Below are 13,180 nucleotides of genomic sequence, written 5' to 3'. Positions count from 1 at the left end.
GTTCCCGTCCCGCCCGCGGCCGCCTCCCGCGCGCCCGATCGGCCTGCCGCGCGGGCCGCGCCCGGTCCGCCTGCCCGACGGCGGGGCCGGTTCGAGCCGGGGCGCGGGCGACGACCCGGCGCCCCGCTGCACGGCGCGCTCGCCCGCTCCACCGCCGAGGAGGTGTTCGGCGCCGACCGGGTGCGCGCCGAACTGGACGCCGGGCGCTGGGTCGAACCGTGGGGCGGCGTGCTGCTGCCCGCCCGTCGCGCCCGGGACCCGCTCGCGCGGGCCGAGGCCGCGCTGCTGCGCGCCGGTCCGCACGCGGTGCTCAGCGGGCCCACCGCCGTCGCCATGCACGGCTGCACCGAGGCGTTCGACGACGAGGTCGTGCACGTCGCGGTGCCCTACCACCGCCAGCCCCGCTCGGTGCCCGGCCTGCTGATCAAGCAGGCCTGCGTCCGCGAGTCCGAGGTGCTGGAGCTCGACGGGCTGCGGGTGCACGCGCTCGAAGTCGCGCTGGTCGAGATGCTCTGCACCGGAGAACGGCGCACCGCGCTCGCCTGCCTGGAGCAGGCGCTGGCCGCGCTGGGCACGGCCGCCGAGCGGTTCCACGCCGTGGTGGCCGAGCAGGTGCACCGCAGGCGGGACCGCCGCGGCACCCGGCGCGCCGCGGAACTGCTCGACCTCGCGCGGCTCGGTCCGTCCGGCGCGGTCCCGGTCGTCGCCCGCATCGAAGCCGCCGCGCCGGCGAACGCGCTCGCCGGAGGTGCGTCGTGACCGAGCACCGGGACATCACACGAACGCCTGTGATGACCGCATCCGAATGCGTTATGTTCAGCGAGGAACCCGGTATTCCGGCCCGATCCAGCACTCGCGTCCGCCGCCCCGCCGCGCGGATCCGCTGGGGCCGCGGGACGAGGAGGGCACGAGGTGTCACGCAACGACGATCGGTTCCCGGATCAGGTGCGGGGCTCGGCCCCCGTCCTGCCGAACGGGACCGCGGTCACCGGCACGGCGGAATCGCGCGCGGCGCTCGGCGAACCCGTGGAGCTGGTGCTGCTGGACGTGGGTGGGCCCGTCTACGACGACTCCTGGTACCGGGAAGCGCTGCTGCGGGCGACCTGCGAACTCGTCGCGGAGAACGGCGGGATGCTGCTCGAAGCGGAGTTCCAGCGGGTCTACGACGCGCGGCGGCAGTCGCAGGAAGGTTCGCTGCGCACCGCGATGGCCGAGCACTTCCTCCGCGACGGCGACCGGGAACGGTTGTCGGACCGGGCCGAGAGCTACTGGTTCTACCCGCCCTCCGCCCTGCACCCGGACGTGCTGCCCGCGCTGCGGCAGCTGTCCGAGCGGTACTCGATCGCCGTGGTGGCCAACCAGCGGGCGCTGGTCGTGGACGCGCTGCGCCGCGACGGGGTGGCCCCGTTCATCGATCACTGGGCGATCTCGGAGCTGGTGGGGGCGACCAAACCGGACCCGGAGATCTTCTGGCACGCGCTGAACCGGGCCGGCGTGCTGCCGCGGAACGCGGTGCACGTCGGCAACCGGCTCGACTCCGACGTGCGCGGCGCGCAGCGCTTGGGGATGCGCACCATCTGGGTGGTGCGCGGCGAAGCACCGCCGGACCCGACGCCGGAGCAGCTGGGCGAACCGGACATCGCGGTGTTCTCGCTGGCGGACGTGCCCGCCGCGGTGGAACGCCTGCAACGAGCCCGGTAGCCGGGTCAGGCTTCGGCGACCTCCACCGCGACGCCGCGCTCGCGCAGCTCGTCCAGCACCGGTCGCGGGGTCGCCGGGTCCACGACGACCAGGTCGAACTCGGTCAGCGGCGCCAGCTCGTGCACCGCGCGCCGCTCGAACTTGGAGCGGTCCGCCAGCAGGACGCGGGTGGCGGCGGTGCGCATCAGCGCCCGCTTCACCTGCACGGACTCCAGCGAGCGGTGCAGGCAGTGCCCGTCCACCACGGCCGTCGCGGACAGCAGCAGCACGTCCGAGCGCAACGCGCCCGCCATCTCCGCGGCGTGCAGGCCGAAGAACGCGTCGTAGCCCGGGTGGAAGTCGCCGCCGAGGCCGATCACGTGCACGCCGTCCTCCTCGCGCAACCGGTTGATCACCGGGAGGAAGTTGGTGACGACGGTCAGCGGGGCCAGCTCGCCGAGCCGTTCGGCGACCGCGAGCCCGGTCGTGCTGTCGTCGAGCGCGACGACCTGGCCGGGGGAGAGGTGGCGCAGCGCGTGGCGGGCGATCCGGGACTTGGCCTCCGCCGCGTCGGACCGGCGGGCGCCGACCGACCTGGGCAGCAGCGAACCCGGGGTGGAGGTGGCGCCGCCGCGGACCTTGCGCAACCAGCCCTGGCGTTCGAGGACGTCCAGGTCGCGGTGGATGGTCATCCCGCTGACGCCGTACTCCTCGACGAGCCGCTCGATGCGCACGGTGCCGTCGGCGAGCACCGTCTGCCGGATGCGCTCGCGCCGCTGCTGCTGGGACACCGCCCCGCTGACCTGGCCCACACCCACCTCACCACCGACGTGTGCCGTCGGTGTGATTATCACACGCGGGAGGTGACGTCCGGGCCGCTCGGCGGTGCCGAGTCGATCACGGTCCGACGTTGCCGCAGGGCCGGGTGCGCAGCTTCGCCACGTAGTCCTCGGGCGCGCCCGCCGCCTCCGCCGCGTCGGCCATCACGCCGAGGTAGCGGGCCGAGGGCAGGCCGCCCTCGTAGGCGTCCAGCACGTACAGCCAGGCGAGCACCGGTCCGTCCAGGGTCTGCACCCGAAGCCGCAGCTTCTTGTGCATCCCCAGCTCGGAGCCCTCCCAGCGGTCGAGCTGCCGTTCGTCCTCGGGGCTGACGTCATACAGCACGGTGAAGACCTGCTCGCCGGGGTGCTCGACGATCGTCGCCAGCGCACCTTCCCAGCCGTAGTCCTCACCACCGAAGGTCAGCCGCCAGTCCATCAGCCAGCCCGTTCCCGCCAGCGGGGAGTGCGGGGCTCGCTCGGTCATCTGGGCCGGATCCATGTTGGACCCGTACGCGGCGTACAGCGGCACGCCCCACAGGGTAGCGATCGATGGGCCCGATGTCGGAGTGGACCGCGTCACCGCGGCGGCGAGTCGCGGTCCGAACGCCGCGAACGGGCGGGTACCGCCCGAATCGCCGCGAGCCGGCGAGACATAGGGTGGTGGCGCCCACGAGGCTCGGAGTACGGAGGGACCGCGAAGTGACCCGCATCGTGATCATGGGAGGTGGGCCTGCCGGTTACGAGGCGGCCCTGGTCGCAGCGCAGAACGGCGCCGACGTGACGCTGGTGGAGCCGGACGGGCTCGGTGGTGCGTGCGTGCTCTACGACTGCGTCCCGTCCAAGACCTTCATCGCCTCCGCGGGCGCGCGGTCGGCCGCCCGCGACGTGCGCGAGCTCGGCATCCGCAGCGATCCGGACGGCGTCGAGGTGGACACCGCCGTCGTGCACGGCCGGGTCAAGGGCCTCGCGCTGGCGCAGTCCGCCGACATCCGCGCCCGGGTGCGCCGCGAAGGCGTCAAGATCATCGCGGGGCGGGCCCGGTTCACCAACCCCGCGCACGGCATGGCGCAGCACCGCATCGGCGTGGACCGGGCCGACGGCGGCACCGAGGAGCTGGTCGGTGACGTGGTGCTCATCGCCACCGGCGCCACCCCGCGGGTGCTGCCGGGCGCGGTGCCGGACGGGGAGCGGATCCTCAGCTGGCGCCAGCTCTACGACCTGCCCGAGCTGCCCGAGCACCTGGCCGTGATCGGCTCCGGCGTCACCGGGGTGGAGTTCGCCTCCGCTTACACGGAGATGGGCGTCAAGGTCACGATGATCTCCAGCCGGGACCGGGTGCTGCCGCACGAGGACGCCGACGCCGCGGGCGTGCTGGAGGAGGTCTTCGCCGAGCGCGGGACCGAGGTCGTCAAGCACGCGCGGGCCGAGCGGGTCGAGCGGACCGAGAAGGGCGTCGTCGTGCACCTCGCCGACGGCAGGCGCGTCGAAGCCAGCCACGCGCTGATGACCGTCGGCTCGGTGCCCAACACCGAGGACATCGGGCTGGAGCGGGTCGGCCTGGAGACCGACCGCGGCGGCTACGTCAAGGTGGACCGGGTGTCCCGCACGCAGGTCCCCGGCGTGTACGCGGCGGGCGACTGCACCGGGTTGCTGCTGCTCGCCTCCGTCGCGGCCATGCAGGGGCGCATCGCCATGTGGCACGCGCTCGGCGAGGGCGTCAGCCCGATCAAGCTCAAGACCGTCGCAGGCAACGTGTTCACCCATCCGGAGATCGCCACCGTCGGCATCAGCGCGCAGGCCATCGACTCCGGCGAGGTGCCCGCGCGCACCGTGACGCTGCCGCTGGCGACGAACCCGCGGGCGAAGATGGAAGGTCTGCGCCGCGGCTTCATCAAGATGTTCTGCCGCCCGCAGACCGGTGTGGTGATCGGTGGCGTCGTGGTCGCGCCGAACGCCAGCGAACTGGTGCTGCCCATCGCGCTGGCGGTGCAGAACCAGGTGACGGTGGAGAACCTGGCGAACACCTTCTCGGTGTACCCGTCGCTGTCCGGGTCGCTCACCGAGGCCGGGCGCCAGCTCATGCGCCACGACGACCTGGACTGAGCCGTCACCGCCGCGGGACCGGCCTCGACGGCGGCGGGGCCGGCGGGGACCCTGGGGACGGGAGGCATTGCCATGGCGACACCGGTGCTGGTCTACGACGGCGACTGCGGCTTCTGCACCCGCAGCGTGCGGCTCGCGGAGAAGCTGCCGTTGCGCGCGCGGATCGTGCCGTGGCAGGAAGCGGACCTGACCGCGCTGCGCACCACCGAGCAGCGCGCCCGGCACGAGGTGCTGTGGGTGGACGAGACCGGCCGCGTCTCCGGCGGGGCGGACGCGGTGGCCGCGCTGCTGCGGCACTGCGGATTCCCCTGGTCGCTGCCGGGGGCGGTGCTGTCGCTGCCGGTGCTGCGCGGGATCGCCCGGCTCGGGTACCGCTGGGTCGCCGACAACCGGCACCGGCTGCCCGGTTCCACCCCGGCCTGCGCGTTGCCCGCCGACCAGCGCCCCGGCGCCTGAGCGGTGCCCGGGGGGGGGGGGGGGGGGCGCCCGCGGGGGGGGGGCGGCCGCCCCCCCCCCCCGCCGCCGGGGGGCGGCCCCCCCCCCCCCCGGGGGCCCCCCCCCCCCCCGGGGGGCGGGGGGCCCCCCCCCCCCGCGCCCCGGCGGGGGGGGGGGCCCGGGGGGGGGGGGGGCCCCGCGCCCCCGGGACGTCAGGCCGACTCCGCGCCGAGCCGCGCTTCGACGATCTCCGCGGCGCGCCGGGCGCCGCCCGCTTCGCCGATCTCGCGGCGCATCGCCGCCGACCGGGCCAGCACTTCCGGGTCGGTGGACACCCGGTGCAGCGCCGCCCGCAGCGCCTGCGGCGTGGCCTCTTCCTTCGGCAGGTGCACGCCGAGGCCGAGCTCGGCGATCCGCGCCGCGTTCGCGAACTGCTCCGCGGCCTGCGGGATCGCGATCATCGGCACTCCCGCGTGCAGGGCCTCCATCGTCCCGCCCATGCCCGCGTGCGTGATGAACGCGTCGGCCTGCGACAGGACGTCGAGCTGCGGCACCCACCGGTGCACTTCGACGTTCGGCGGTACCTCGCCGAGCACCGCCGGGTCGACGACCTCGCCGATGCTCAGCACCACCTGCCAGTCGAGCCCGCCGAACGCCGCCAGGCAGTCGCGGTACAGCTGCGGCTGGTCGGTGAAGGCCGAACCCATCGAGATCAGCAGCACCGGACGAGCACCGGACCGCTGCCACGTCCCCTGGGTGCGGCGCGCGGTCAGCATCGGGCCGACGAAGGTGTGGTTCGCCGCCACCGACTCGGCGTAGTACTGGAAGGAGCGCGGGATGGTGACCACGCTGCACTCCCGGTCCATGGTCGCGAAGGTCAGCGGCGCCCCGTGCTCGGCGAAGAAGGCGTCGGCCTTGGCGTGCACCGCCAGCAGCTCGGGGGAGTCGTCGAAGCCGAAGACCTCCTCGATCCCCTCGAACCGGACGTGCGTCGGGGACAGGCAGATCGCCGGGACGCCCCACTCGTGGGCGAGCACCGGTGCTTGCAGGGTCCCGATGTCGTAGATCACCAGGTCCGGCCGGTCCGCGGCGTAGGCCGCGCCCAGCTGCGGGTGCACCGAGATCATCTCGTCGACGAACAGCAGCACGGCCGCGGCCTGGTCCTCCGGCCACTCCTGCTGGGTCGCGGCCGAGGGCAGCGTCGAGGTGTACCGGACCGGTTCGGCACCGGCCTCGGCGACCTGCGGGGCGAAGTCCTCGGTGACCGCGTAGGTGACGCGATGTCCCCGGGCGGCCAGTTCGGCGACGAGGCCGAGGCCGGGGTTGACGTGGCCGTGCGCGGGGACGGCCATGAAGGCGATGTGCGCGGATCTGGGCACGGGTTCACTCCGATTCGAGCTGGGCTGAGCTGGGCGGGCGCTCGCGAGCACGAGCGGGCGGGCTCCGCGCGGCACTTCGAAGGGGCTCACCACCGCGGACGGGGGAGCGGCGCGCGGGTGCGCCGGATCAGAGGTGCTGGTACCCGAACATGGCGCCACGGTAGCCCGGAACCGGTGGCGCCGTCCTCCCCTTTTTCGCCCGCCCGGCCGGGTTCCCCGTCCAGCCCGCGTCCCACTCGCGTCGCTGATCGCTGCCCGCACGCCGACCGCTGCTCCCGCGCTGACCGGCGCCCGCACGTCAAGCCGCGGTCCGCACCGGCTCCGCCCGGCCCGGCCGGAAAGCCGCAGCTCCGCGTTCGCGGGTCGGCGCTGCCCACGACCCCCGCCTCCGGAACGGCCGTCCGGCGAGCAGAACAGCCTGCCCGACGCCGAAACCGCTTTCCCCGCGAGCAGGACGCCCCGCCCGACGCCCGAAACGGCCCTCCGCGCGAGCAGAACGCCCCGCCCGACAAGCAGAACGCCCCGCCCGACAGGGTCGGACGGGCCGCCGCATCCCGCGCTCAGCCGGTGCGTTCCGCGATCGCGTTCTCCACCATCGTGCGGGTCTGCCACAGCTGGTTCCCGTTGACCTCGTCGCGCAACGCCACCAGGTCCGCCATCGTCGCTTCCGCGGGACGCCCCAACGCGTCGAGGCTCTTGAGCAGTCCCAGCCGGGACAGCGCGATGCCGCGCGGTTCGCGCAGCGCGCGGAACTTGTCGTGCGCGTCCCGGTAGGTGCGGGCGGCCTCCTGGTGGCGACCGGCGCGGAACTGCACGTTGCCGCGCATCTTGCGGTTGTAGGCGAGGGCGCTGGAGAGGTCCATCCGGCGGCAGGTGCGCTCAGCGGCGGAGAGCAGCTCCAGCGCCCGCTCGTGCTCGCCGCGCAGCGAGAGCACGTCCGCCTGCCCGCGCAGCGCCCACGCGTGGCCGCGGTCGTCGCCGGAGGCTTCGGCGACCTGCGCGGCTTCGGCGAACCGCCGGGCCGCCGAGTCGAGGTCGCCGGTGTTGCGCTCGATCTGGGCGAGTCCTTCCAGCGCCCACACGATGTGCCGGGATTCCTCGCGACGGCGGGCTTCGGCGAGCACGTGCTCGTGGAGTCCGCGCGCCCGCTCGAAGTCCCCTCGGATGCGCAGCGTCTCGGCGACTCCGGCGAACGCGTAGCCGTAGGCGGTGATGTCTCCGGCCTGCCACGACAGGTCGCGGCCCCAGGCGAGCAGCCGCAGCGCCAGGTTCAGCTCGCCGCGCTGGCGGGCCAGCGTGCCGCCGCTCCACAGCGCCCAGCCGCGGACGCCGTCGTTCCCGGCGGTGCGGGCGGCCCGGTAGGCGGCCTTCCACGCCCCGTCGGCCTCTTCCAGGTGGCCGAGCCTGCGGCAGGCTTCCGCGACGGCGAGCTCCGCTTGCGCGACGTCCAGCGCGGTGCCCCGCTCGGCCGCCCACCGGGACCGGTCGCGCGCCTGCGCCAGGACGTCCTCGTACGCGGTGTTCACCGACATGTCCCGGAGCGCGCCCTGGTACTCGGGGGCGAAAGCCCTGTTGCCGTCCATTCCGAAACCTGCCTCACTCGCCGAGCACCGCTGCCCGGCCGCCGTTCCTCGCTGAGGCGGGTGGCCGCCGCCCGACGCCCCGTGGCGGTGACCACCCGCGTTCCCCCGGTACCCCTGACCCTCGTCGAACCTAGGCGCGCGGGTGGCAGGCGCGGATCGGCCGAAGTGCCGGAGGAGCTCGATCGATAGGCCGTGAAATCGCCGGCTCCTCGTACTTTCGGCCAGCGCTCGGCCGCTCGGCCGCTCCATCCGCGGGCGCCGCAGATAGGTCTCCGCGGCGCCGGTCAACGTGATGATTCGAATGCCCGCGACGCGTGCTCAAGGCTGTGACCTGCGCGTACGGTCGCGGATCGGGATGGGCGGAGCAGCCGTCCGCGATCTGCTGGGGGATGTCATGACGGTGCTGGTGACCGGGGCGACGGGATCGGTCGGCCGGGAGGTGGTGCGCGGGCTGCTGGAGTCCGGCGTGCCGGTGCGCGCGGTGACCCGCGATCCGCGCCGGGCGGAGCTGCCGGCGCGGGCGGAGGTGGTCGCCGGCGATCTGGAGCGCCCCGCGGAGCTGCGCGCGGGAGTTCGCCGAGCTGGCGGTGCGGGCGGGCGTGCGGCGGATCGTGGTGCTGTCCTCGGCGTCGGTCCTGGAGAGCGGGGCGGGCAGCTTGAGCGCGCAGCAGCACGCCCCGGTGGAGCGAGCGGTGGAGGAGTCGGGCGTCGCCGAGTGGACCCACCTGCGGCCCGGGGCGTTCGCGCTGAACGTGCTGGACTGGGCCGCGGACGCCCGGACGGAAGGTGTGGTCCGGCTTCCGTTCGCCGCGGCCGCTCAAGCGCTGGTCCACGAAGCGGACGTCGCCGCGGTCGCGGTCGAGGCGCTGCTCGGCGAGGGGCACGCCGGGCGGGCCTACGAGATCACCGGGCCGGCGGCGGTCTCCCAGCGGGAGCAGGTGACGGCGATCGCCGAGGCGATCGGTGAACCGGTCCGCTTCGAGGAACTCACCCCCGAGCAGGCCCGGCAGGCCCTGCTCGGCCGGGGTTGCCCGCCGGAGGTCGCGGAGATGTTGCTGGACTACCTGGCGGCCGCGGCCGAATCGCCGGACGTGCCCACCGCCACCGTGCGGCGGCTGACGGGCCGCCCGGCGCGCCGGTTCGACGAGTGGGCGCGCGACCACGCGGCGGACTTCCGGTGACGGCGCGGACGATCTGCTCCGGCGACGTGCGGTTGTGGAGCGAGTCGATCGGTGACCCGGCCGCGCCGCTGCTGCTGGTGGCGGGGGACGTGACCTCCTCCCGCGGGTGGCCGGACGGGTTGGTGGCGCTGCTGGTCGAGGCCGGGCTGCGGGTGCTGCGCTACGACCACCGCGACACGGGTCGTTCCACGCACCGCGAGTTCGCCGCGCACCCGTACGGCTTCGACGATCTGGCGGCGGATGCGCTGGCGGTGCTGGACGGCTGGGGCGTGGCGTCGGCGCACGTGCTCGGCATGGGCCTCGGCGGTGGGTTGGTGCAGCTGCTGGCGGTCGCGGCCCCTGATCGGCTGCGCAGCGCGACGCTGCTGTGCACGCACGCGTTGGGCGTGGACTTCGCCCGGAACTGGGCCCTGGCCCGGGCGGGTGAGCCGAGTCCGGACGAGTTCCCGACGCCGCGGCCGTGGTTCGTGCGCCGCGGCGAGGAGCCGTCGGCGGCGACGGACCTGGAGTCGGCGCTGGCCGAGCGCGTCGAGTGGCACCGGCTGCTGTCGGGGGAGGAGCTGCCGTTCGACGCCGCCGAGTTCCGGCGGGTCGAGCTGCGGGAGGTCGAACACGCAGGCACCTGGCGCATCCGGGAACCGCATCCGCACGCGCTCCCGCCGCAGGTCCTCGTCGAGCGCGGCGCGGACCTGGCGCGGATCGGCACCCCGACGCTGGTGCTGCAGGCGCCGCTGGATCCGATCAACCCGCCGCCGCACGGCAGGCTGCTGGCCGCCGCGATCCCCGGGGCGCGGTGCGCGGAGATCGCGGGCATGGGCCACGCGTTGCCGGGCGCGGTGCACGGGCAGCTGGTGCGGCACCTCGTCGACCAGGTGGAGCTCGCCGACCAGGTGGAGCCGGCCGACCACGTCGAGCTCGTCGACCGGGCGGAACCGGCCGACCGGGCGGAACCGGCCGACCGGGCGGAACCGGCCGACCAGGCGGAACGGGCCGAGGGCGCGGAGCGGTCCTGAAATTCGGTACCGCCGAGGTGCGGAGTGCAGCAGACTCCCGCGCATGGAGCCGAGCGAGCAGTTGCACCACGACGGAGTGGACCTGCGCCGGTGGCGGCTGGAGGACGCGGGCACGGCGCTGCGGGTCGTGACCGAATCCCTCCAGCACCTGGGGCCGTGGATGGCGTGGGCGGCACCCGGCTACGGGATGAAGGAGGCCACCGACTTCGTCGGCAAGGCCGAACGCGAGTGGGCGGCGGGCACGTCCTTCACCTACGCGGTGCTCGGCCCGGAGCGGCAGGTGATCGGTTCGGCGAGCCTGATGGACCGGATCGGGCCGGGCGGCCTGGAGATCGGCTACTGGCTGCACCCGGACTTCGAGGGCCGCGGCATCGCGCGCCGCGCGGCGTTGGCGCTGATCGACGAGGCGTTCCGGCTGGGCGCCGGGCACGTGGAGATCTGGCACGACGAGGCGAACCACCGCAGCGGCGCGATTCCGAAGGCGCTGGGGTTCGTGGAGGTGGGCCGTTCTCCGGCAGCACCGGAACAGGTCAGCCCGGCAGGAACCGGGATCCTCGTCGTCTGGCGCCTCCCCCGGCCATGACGCCGCTCGGCTGGTCCGCGACGGGATCCGAACGCCGGGTCGGCGTGGGGCCGGGCGGTTCGGGCGGCGGTGCCGCAGAATGCCGGAGCCGGTGGGCCGCCGCGGGACGAGCGGGGGCCGGGGGCGAAGCCGTCGTCGGACGGCACCTGCACCGGCCGGGACGAGGGGGACGCATGCCGAAGGTGTCGGCGTCGTGGGCGCTGGCGGTCGCCGCGCTGATCGCGGTGGTGCTGGTGGTGCTCTCCGGGGGCGAACCCGTCGAACCCCGCCACGCCGAGTTCACCGGAGTCCCCGCCGCGGAACGAACGGCCCCCTGACCCGGCAGGCACCGCAGCCGCTGAGCAGCGACCACCAGAGCAAGGTGACCACCCGCGGGTTCTCAGCGCTCCCCTCGCGAGGACAGCGATTTCTCGTGTGGCGGAGCCACCTGCGAAAACGATCCCGCAGCGAGCGAGCAGCCGACCGCCCGTCGTCGAACCTGCCCGTCGGCTCGTGGCTGTTCCCTGTCAGCGGCGAAGCCGCTGAGCCGACGACCACCTGAGCAGCGGAACCACCCGAGGGTTCTCAGCGCTCCCCTCGCGAGGACGGCTTTTTCGCATGTGGCGGAGCCACCTGTGAAGAAGATCCCGCAGCGAGGGGACCGCTGAGGTTCCGCTACCCACCCGCCGAGCAGAACGAGGCGGCCGCCGGAATCAGGCCCAGTCGAAGGTCTTGGTGACCGCCTTCTGCCACTGGCCGTACTCGTGCGCCCGCCGCTCCTCCGGCATGACCGGGTCCCACTGCTTGTCCTTCGCCCAGTTGGAGCGGATGTCGTCCTCCCCGGCCCAGAAGCCGACGGCGAGCCCGGCGGCGTAGGCGGCGCCGAGCGCGGTGGTCTCGCTGACGACCGGCCGGATCACCGGGACGCCGAGGATGTCGGCCTGGAACTGCATGAGCAGTTCGTTGCCGACCATGCCGCCGTCGACCTTCAGCGACTTCAGCGGGACGCCGGAGTCGGCGTTCATGGCCTCGATGACCTCGCGGGTCTGGAAGGCGGTGGCTTCGAGCACGGCGCGGGCGAGGTGGCCGCGGTTGACGAAGCGGGTGAGCCCGACGATGGCGCCGCGCGCGTCGGACCGCCAGTGCGGGGCGAACAACCCGGAGAAAGCGGGCACGAAGTAGGCGCCGCCGTTGTCCTCGACGCTGCGCGCGATCTGCTCGATCTCCGGGGCGCTGCCGATCAGCCCGAGGTTGTCCCGCAGCCACTGCACCAGCGAGCCGGTGACCGCGATGGAGCCTTCCAGGCAGTACACCGTGTCCTTCGAGCCGATCTTGTACCCGACGGTGGTGAGCAGCCCGTTGTCGCTCAGCACGGGCTCGGTCCCGGTGTTGAGCAGCAGGAAGTTGCCGGTCCCGTAGGTGTTCTTGGCTTCACCGGGCGACAGGCAGGCCTGGCCGAAGGTGGCGGCCTGCTGGTCGCCGAGGATGCCCGCGATGGGGAGCCCGCCGAACACGCCGCGCTCGCGGAAGTGCCCGTAGACCTCGGAGGAGGAGCGGATCTCCGGCAGCATCGAGGTGGGGACGCCGATCTGGCGGCAGATGTCCTCGTCCCACTCCAGCTTCTCCAGGTCCATCAGCAGGGTCCGGGAGGCGTTGGTGGGGTCGGTGACGTGCAGGCCGCCGTCGGGGCCGCCGGTGCTGTTCCACAGCACCCAGGTGTCCATGTTGCCGAACAGCAGCTCGCCCTTCTCGGCGCGGGCGCGGACCCCGTCCACGTTGTCCAGGATCCAGCGGATCTTGGTGCCGGAGAAGTACGGCGAGAGGGTGAGACCGGTCTTGGCGTGGAACCGGTTCTGCCCGCCTTCCTCGGCGAGCTCGCCGACGATGGTGTCGGTGCGGGTGTCCTGCCAGACGATGGCGTTGTAGACGGGCTTGCCGGTGGTCTTGTCCCACACGACGGTCGTCTCGCGCTGGTTGGTGATGCCGACGGCGGCGATCTCGGAGGTCACCAGGTCGGCCTTGGCGAGCGCCCCCGCGCACACCTGGCGGGTGTTGCTCCAGATCTCCTCCGGGTCGTGCTCCACCCAGCCCGCCTTGGGGAAGATCTGCCGGTGCTCGACCTGGTCGACGGCCACGACGCGCCCGCCGTGGTCGAAGATCATGCAGCGGGTGGAGGTGGTGCCCTGGTCGATCGCGGCGACGTAGGAGGCCATGATGTCGTCCTTTTCGATGGATTCCGAGATGTGCGTGGGCTCGGGGTGAGTGTCACCCGCCCGGCCCGGTCGGGCAGCCCCCCGGTGCGGGAACCGCGGGGGGGGGGGGGGGGGGGGGGGGGGGGGCCGCCGGCGGGGGGGGGGGGGGGGGGGGGGGGGGGGGGGGCAACCACCCCCCCCGACGGGGGCAGGCAGCGGGGGTTTGGGGAG

12 protein-coding genes and 1 pseudogene are annotated in these 13,180 nt (G+C 74.1%); 8 read left to right on the top strand and 5 right to left on the bottom strand.

All coding sequences use genetic code 11. The features are described 5' to 3' along the window. Both LCD33_RS24785 and LCD33_RS24780 read left to right on the top strand, forming a co-directional pair. A partial coding sequence (locus LCD33_RS24785; protein WP_224961538.1) for a hypothetical protein occupies positions 1-759 on the top strand: 759 nt, incomplete at its 5' end. Between the two features lie 153 nt (positions 760-912). Beyond that, on the top strand, positions 913-1,701 hold the full coding sequence (locus tag LCD33_RS24780) for an HAD family hydrolase (RefSeq protein WP_224961537.1): 789 nt from the start codon (positions 913-915) through the stop codon (positions 1,699-1,701). Between the two features lie 5 nt (positions 1,702-1,706). Here LCD33_RS24780 and LCD33_RS24775 read toward each other — a convergent pair whose 3' ends face one another. Together LCD33_RS24775 and LCD33_RS24770 are read right to left on the bottom strand one after the other, a co-directional pair. Continuing rightward, on the bottom strand, positions 1,707-2,492 hold the full coding sequence (locus tag LCD33_RS24775; protein WP_224961535.1) for a DeoR/GlpR family DNA-binding transcription regulator: 786 nt from the start codon (positions 2,490-2,492) through the stop codon (positions 1,707-1,709). An 85-nt stretch (positions 2,493-2,577) separates the two neighbouring features. Further along, complete coding sequence (locus tag LCD33_RS24770) at positions 2,578-3,030, bottom strand: gamma-glutamylcyclotransferase (protein WP_224961533.1); 453 nt, start codon at positions 3,028-3,030, stop codon at positions 2,578-2,580. 170 nt (positions 3,031-3,200) lie between these two features. Between LCD33_RS24770 and LCD33_RS24765 the strand changes: the two genes are divergently transcribed. Both LCD33_RS24765 and LCD33_RS24760 read left to right on the top strand, forming a co-directional pair. Beyond that, complete coding sequence (locus LCD33_RS24765; protein WP_224961531.1) at positions 3,201-4,604, top strand: NAD(P)H-quinone dehydrogenase; 1,404 nt, start codon at positions 3,201-3,203, stop codon at positions 4,602-4,604. 72 nt (positions 4,605-4,676) lie between these two features. Further along, on the top strand, positions 4,677-5,060 hold the full coding sequence (locus LCD33_RS24760) for a thiol-disulfide oxidoreductase DCC family protein (protein WP_224961529.1): 384 nt from the start codon (positions 4,677-4,679) through the stop codon (positions 5,058-5,060). A 191-nt stretch (positions 5,061-5,251) separates the two neighbouring features. Here LCD33_RS24760 and LCD33_RS24755 read toward each other — a convergent pair whose 3' ends face one another. Then, entirely contained in the window at positions 5,252-6,391 is a 1,140-nt protein-coding gene (locus LCD33_RS24755) for a macrolide family glycosyltransferase (RefSeq protein WP_255615126.1), read from the bottom strand. A gap of 587 nt (positions 6,392-6,978) precedes the next feature. Then, the gene (locus tag LCD33_RS24750) at positions 6,979-8,001 is read right to left on the bottom strand and encodes a tetratricopeptide repeat protein (RefSeq protein WP_224961525.1); all 1,023 of its coding nucleotides are present in this window, start codon (positions 7,999-8,001) and stop codon (positions 6,979-6,981) included. 292 nt (positions 8,002-8,293) lie between these two features. On the opposite strand from LCD33_RS24750, the pseudogene LCD33_RS24745 reads away from it, so the two are divergent. The 4 genes and pseudogenes from LCD33_RS24745 (at position 8,294) to LCD33_RS24730 (ending at position 11,095) form a co-directional block, all read left to right on the top strand. Continuing rightward, a pseudogene (locus LCD33_RS24745) lies at positions 8,294-9,182 on the top strand (NAD(P)H-binding protein). Beyond that, positions 9,179-10,195 carry an alpha/beta fold hydrolase gene (locus LCD33_RS24740; protein ID WP_224978347.1) on the top strand — a complete coding sequence of 339 codons (1,017 nt, stop codon included), beginning with the start codon at positions 9,179-9,181 and terminating at the stop codon, positions 10,193-10,195. Before LCD33_RS24745 ends, LCD33_RS24740 begins: the two are co-directional and overlap by 4 nt. Positions 10,196-10,238: 43 nt before the next feature. Continuing rightward, a complete protein-coding gene (locus tag LCD33_RS24735; RefSeq protein ID WP_224978346.1) occupies positions 10,239-10,778 on the top strand; it encodes a GNAT family N-acetyltransferase in 540 nt (179 codons plus the stop codon). A 173-nt stretch (positions 10,779-10,951) separates the two neighbouring features. Next, entirely contained in the window at positions 10,952-11,095 is a 144-nt protein-coding gene (locus tag LCD33_RS24730) for a hypothetical protein (protein WP_224978345.1), read from the top strand. A gap of 375 nt (positions 11,096-11,470) precedes the next feature. On the opposite strand, the gene glpK is transcribed toward LCD33_RS24730, so the two are convergent. Beyond that, the gene (gene glpK, locus LCD33_RS24725; protein WP_224961514.1) at positions 11,471-12,970 is read right to left on the bottom strand and encodes a glycerol kinase GlpK; all 1,500 of its coding nucleotides are present in this window, start codon (positions 12,968-12,970) and stop codon (positions 11,471-11,473) included. Positions 12,971-13,180 lie beyond the last annotated feature (210 nt).

The organism is Saccharopolyspora sp. 7B (genome assembly GCF_020177435.1).
Classification (GTDB): domain Bacteria; phylum Actinomycetota; class Actinomycetes; order Mycobacteriales; family Pseudonocardiaceae; genus Saccharopolyspora_C; species Saccharopolyspora_C gregorii.
This window is presented reverse-complemented; position numbering and strand designations above follow the sequence as displayed.

Excerpts from the sequence above, each read along its gene's own strand:
- LCD33_RS24730 (WP_224978345.1), top strand. The coding sequence starts at position 10,952 with ATGCCGAAGGTGTCGGCGTCGTGGGCGCTGGCGGTCGCCGCGCTGATC.
- LCD33_RS24755 (WP_255615126.1), bottom strand. The coding sequence starts at position 6,391 with ATGGCCGTCCCCGCGCACGGCCACGTCAACCCCGGCCTCGGCCTCGTC.
- LCD33_RS24750 (WP_224961525.1), bottom strand. The coding sequence starts at position 8,001 with ATGGACGGCAACAGGGCTTTCGCCCCCGAGTACCAGGGCGCGCTCCGG.
- LCD33_RS24735 (WP_224978346.1), top strand. The coding sequence starts at position 10,239 with ATGGAGCCGAGCGAGCAGTTGCACCACGACGGAGTGGACCTGCGCCGG.
- LCD33_RS24760 (WP_224961529.1), top strand. The coding sequence starts at position 4,677 with ATGGCGACACCGGTGCTGGTCTACGACGGCGACTGCGGCTTCTGCACC.
- glpK (WP_224961514.1), bottom strand. The coding sequence starts at position 12,970 with ATGGCCTCCTACGTCGCCGCGATCGACCAGGGCACCACCTCCACCCGC.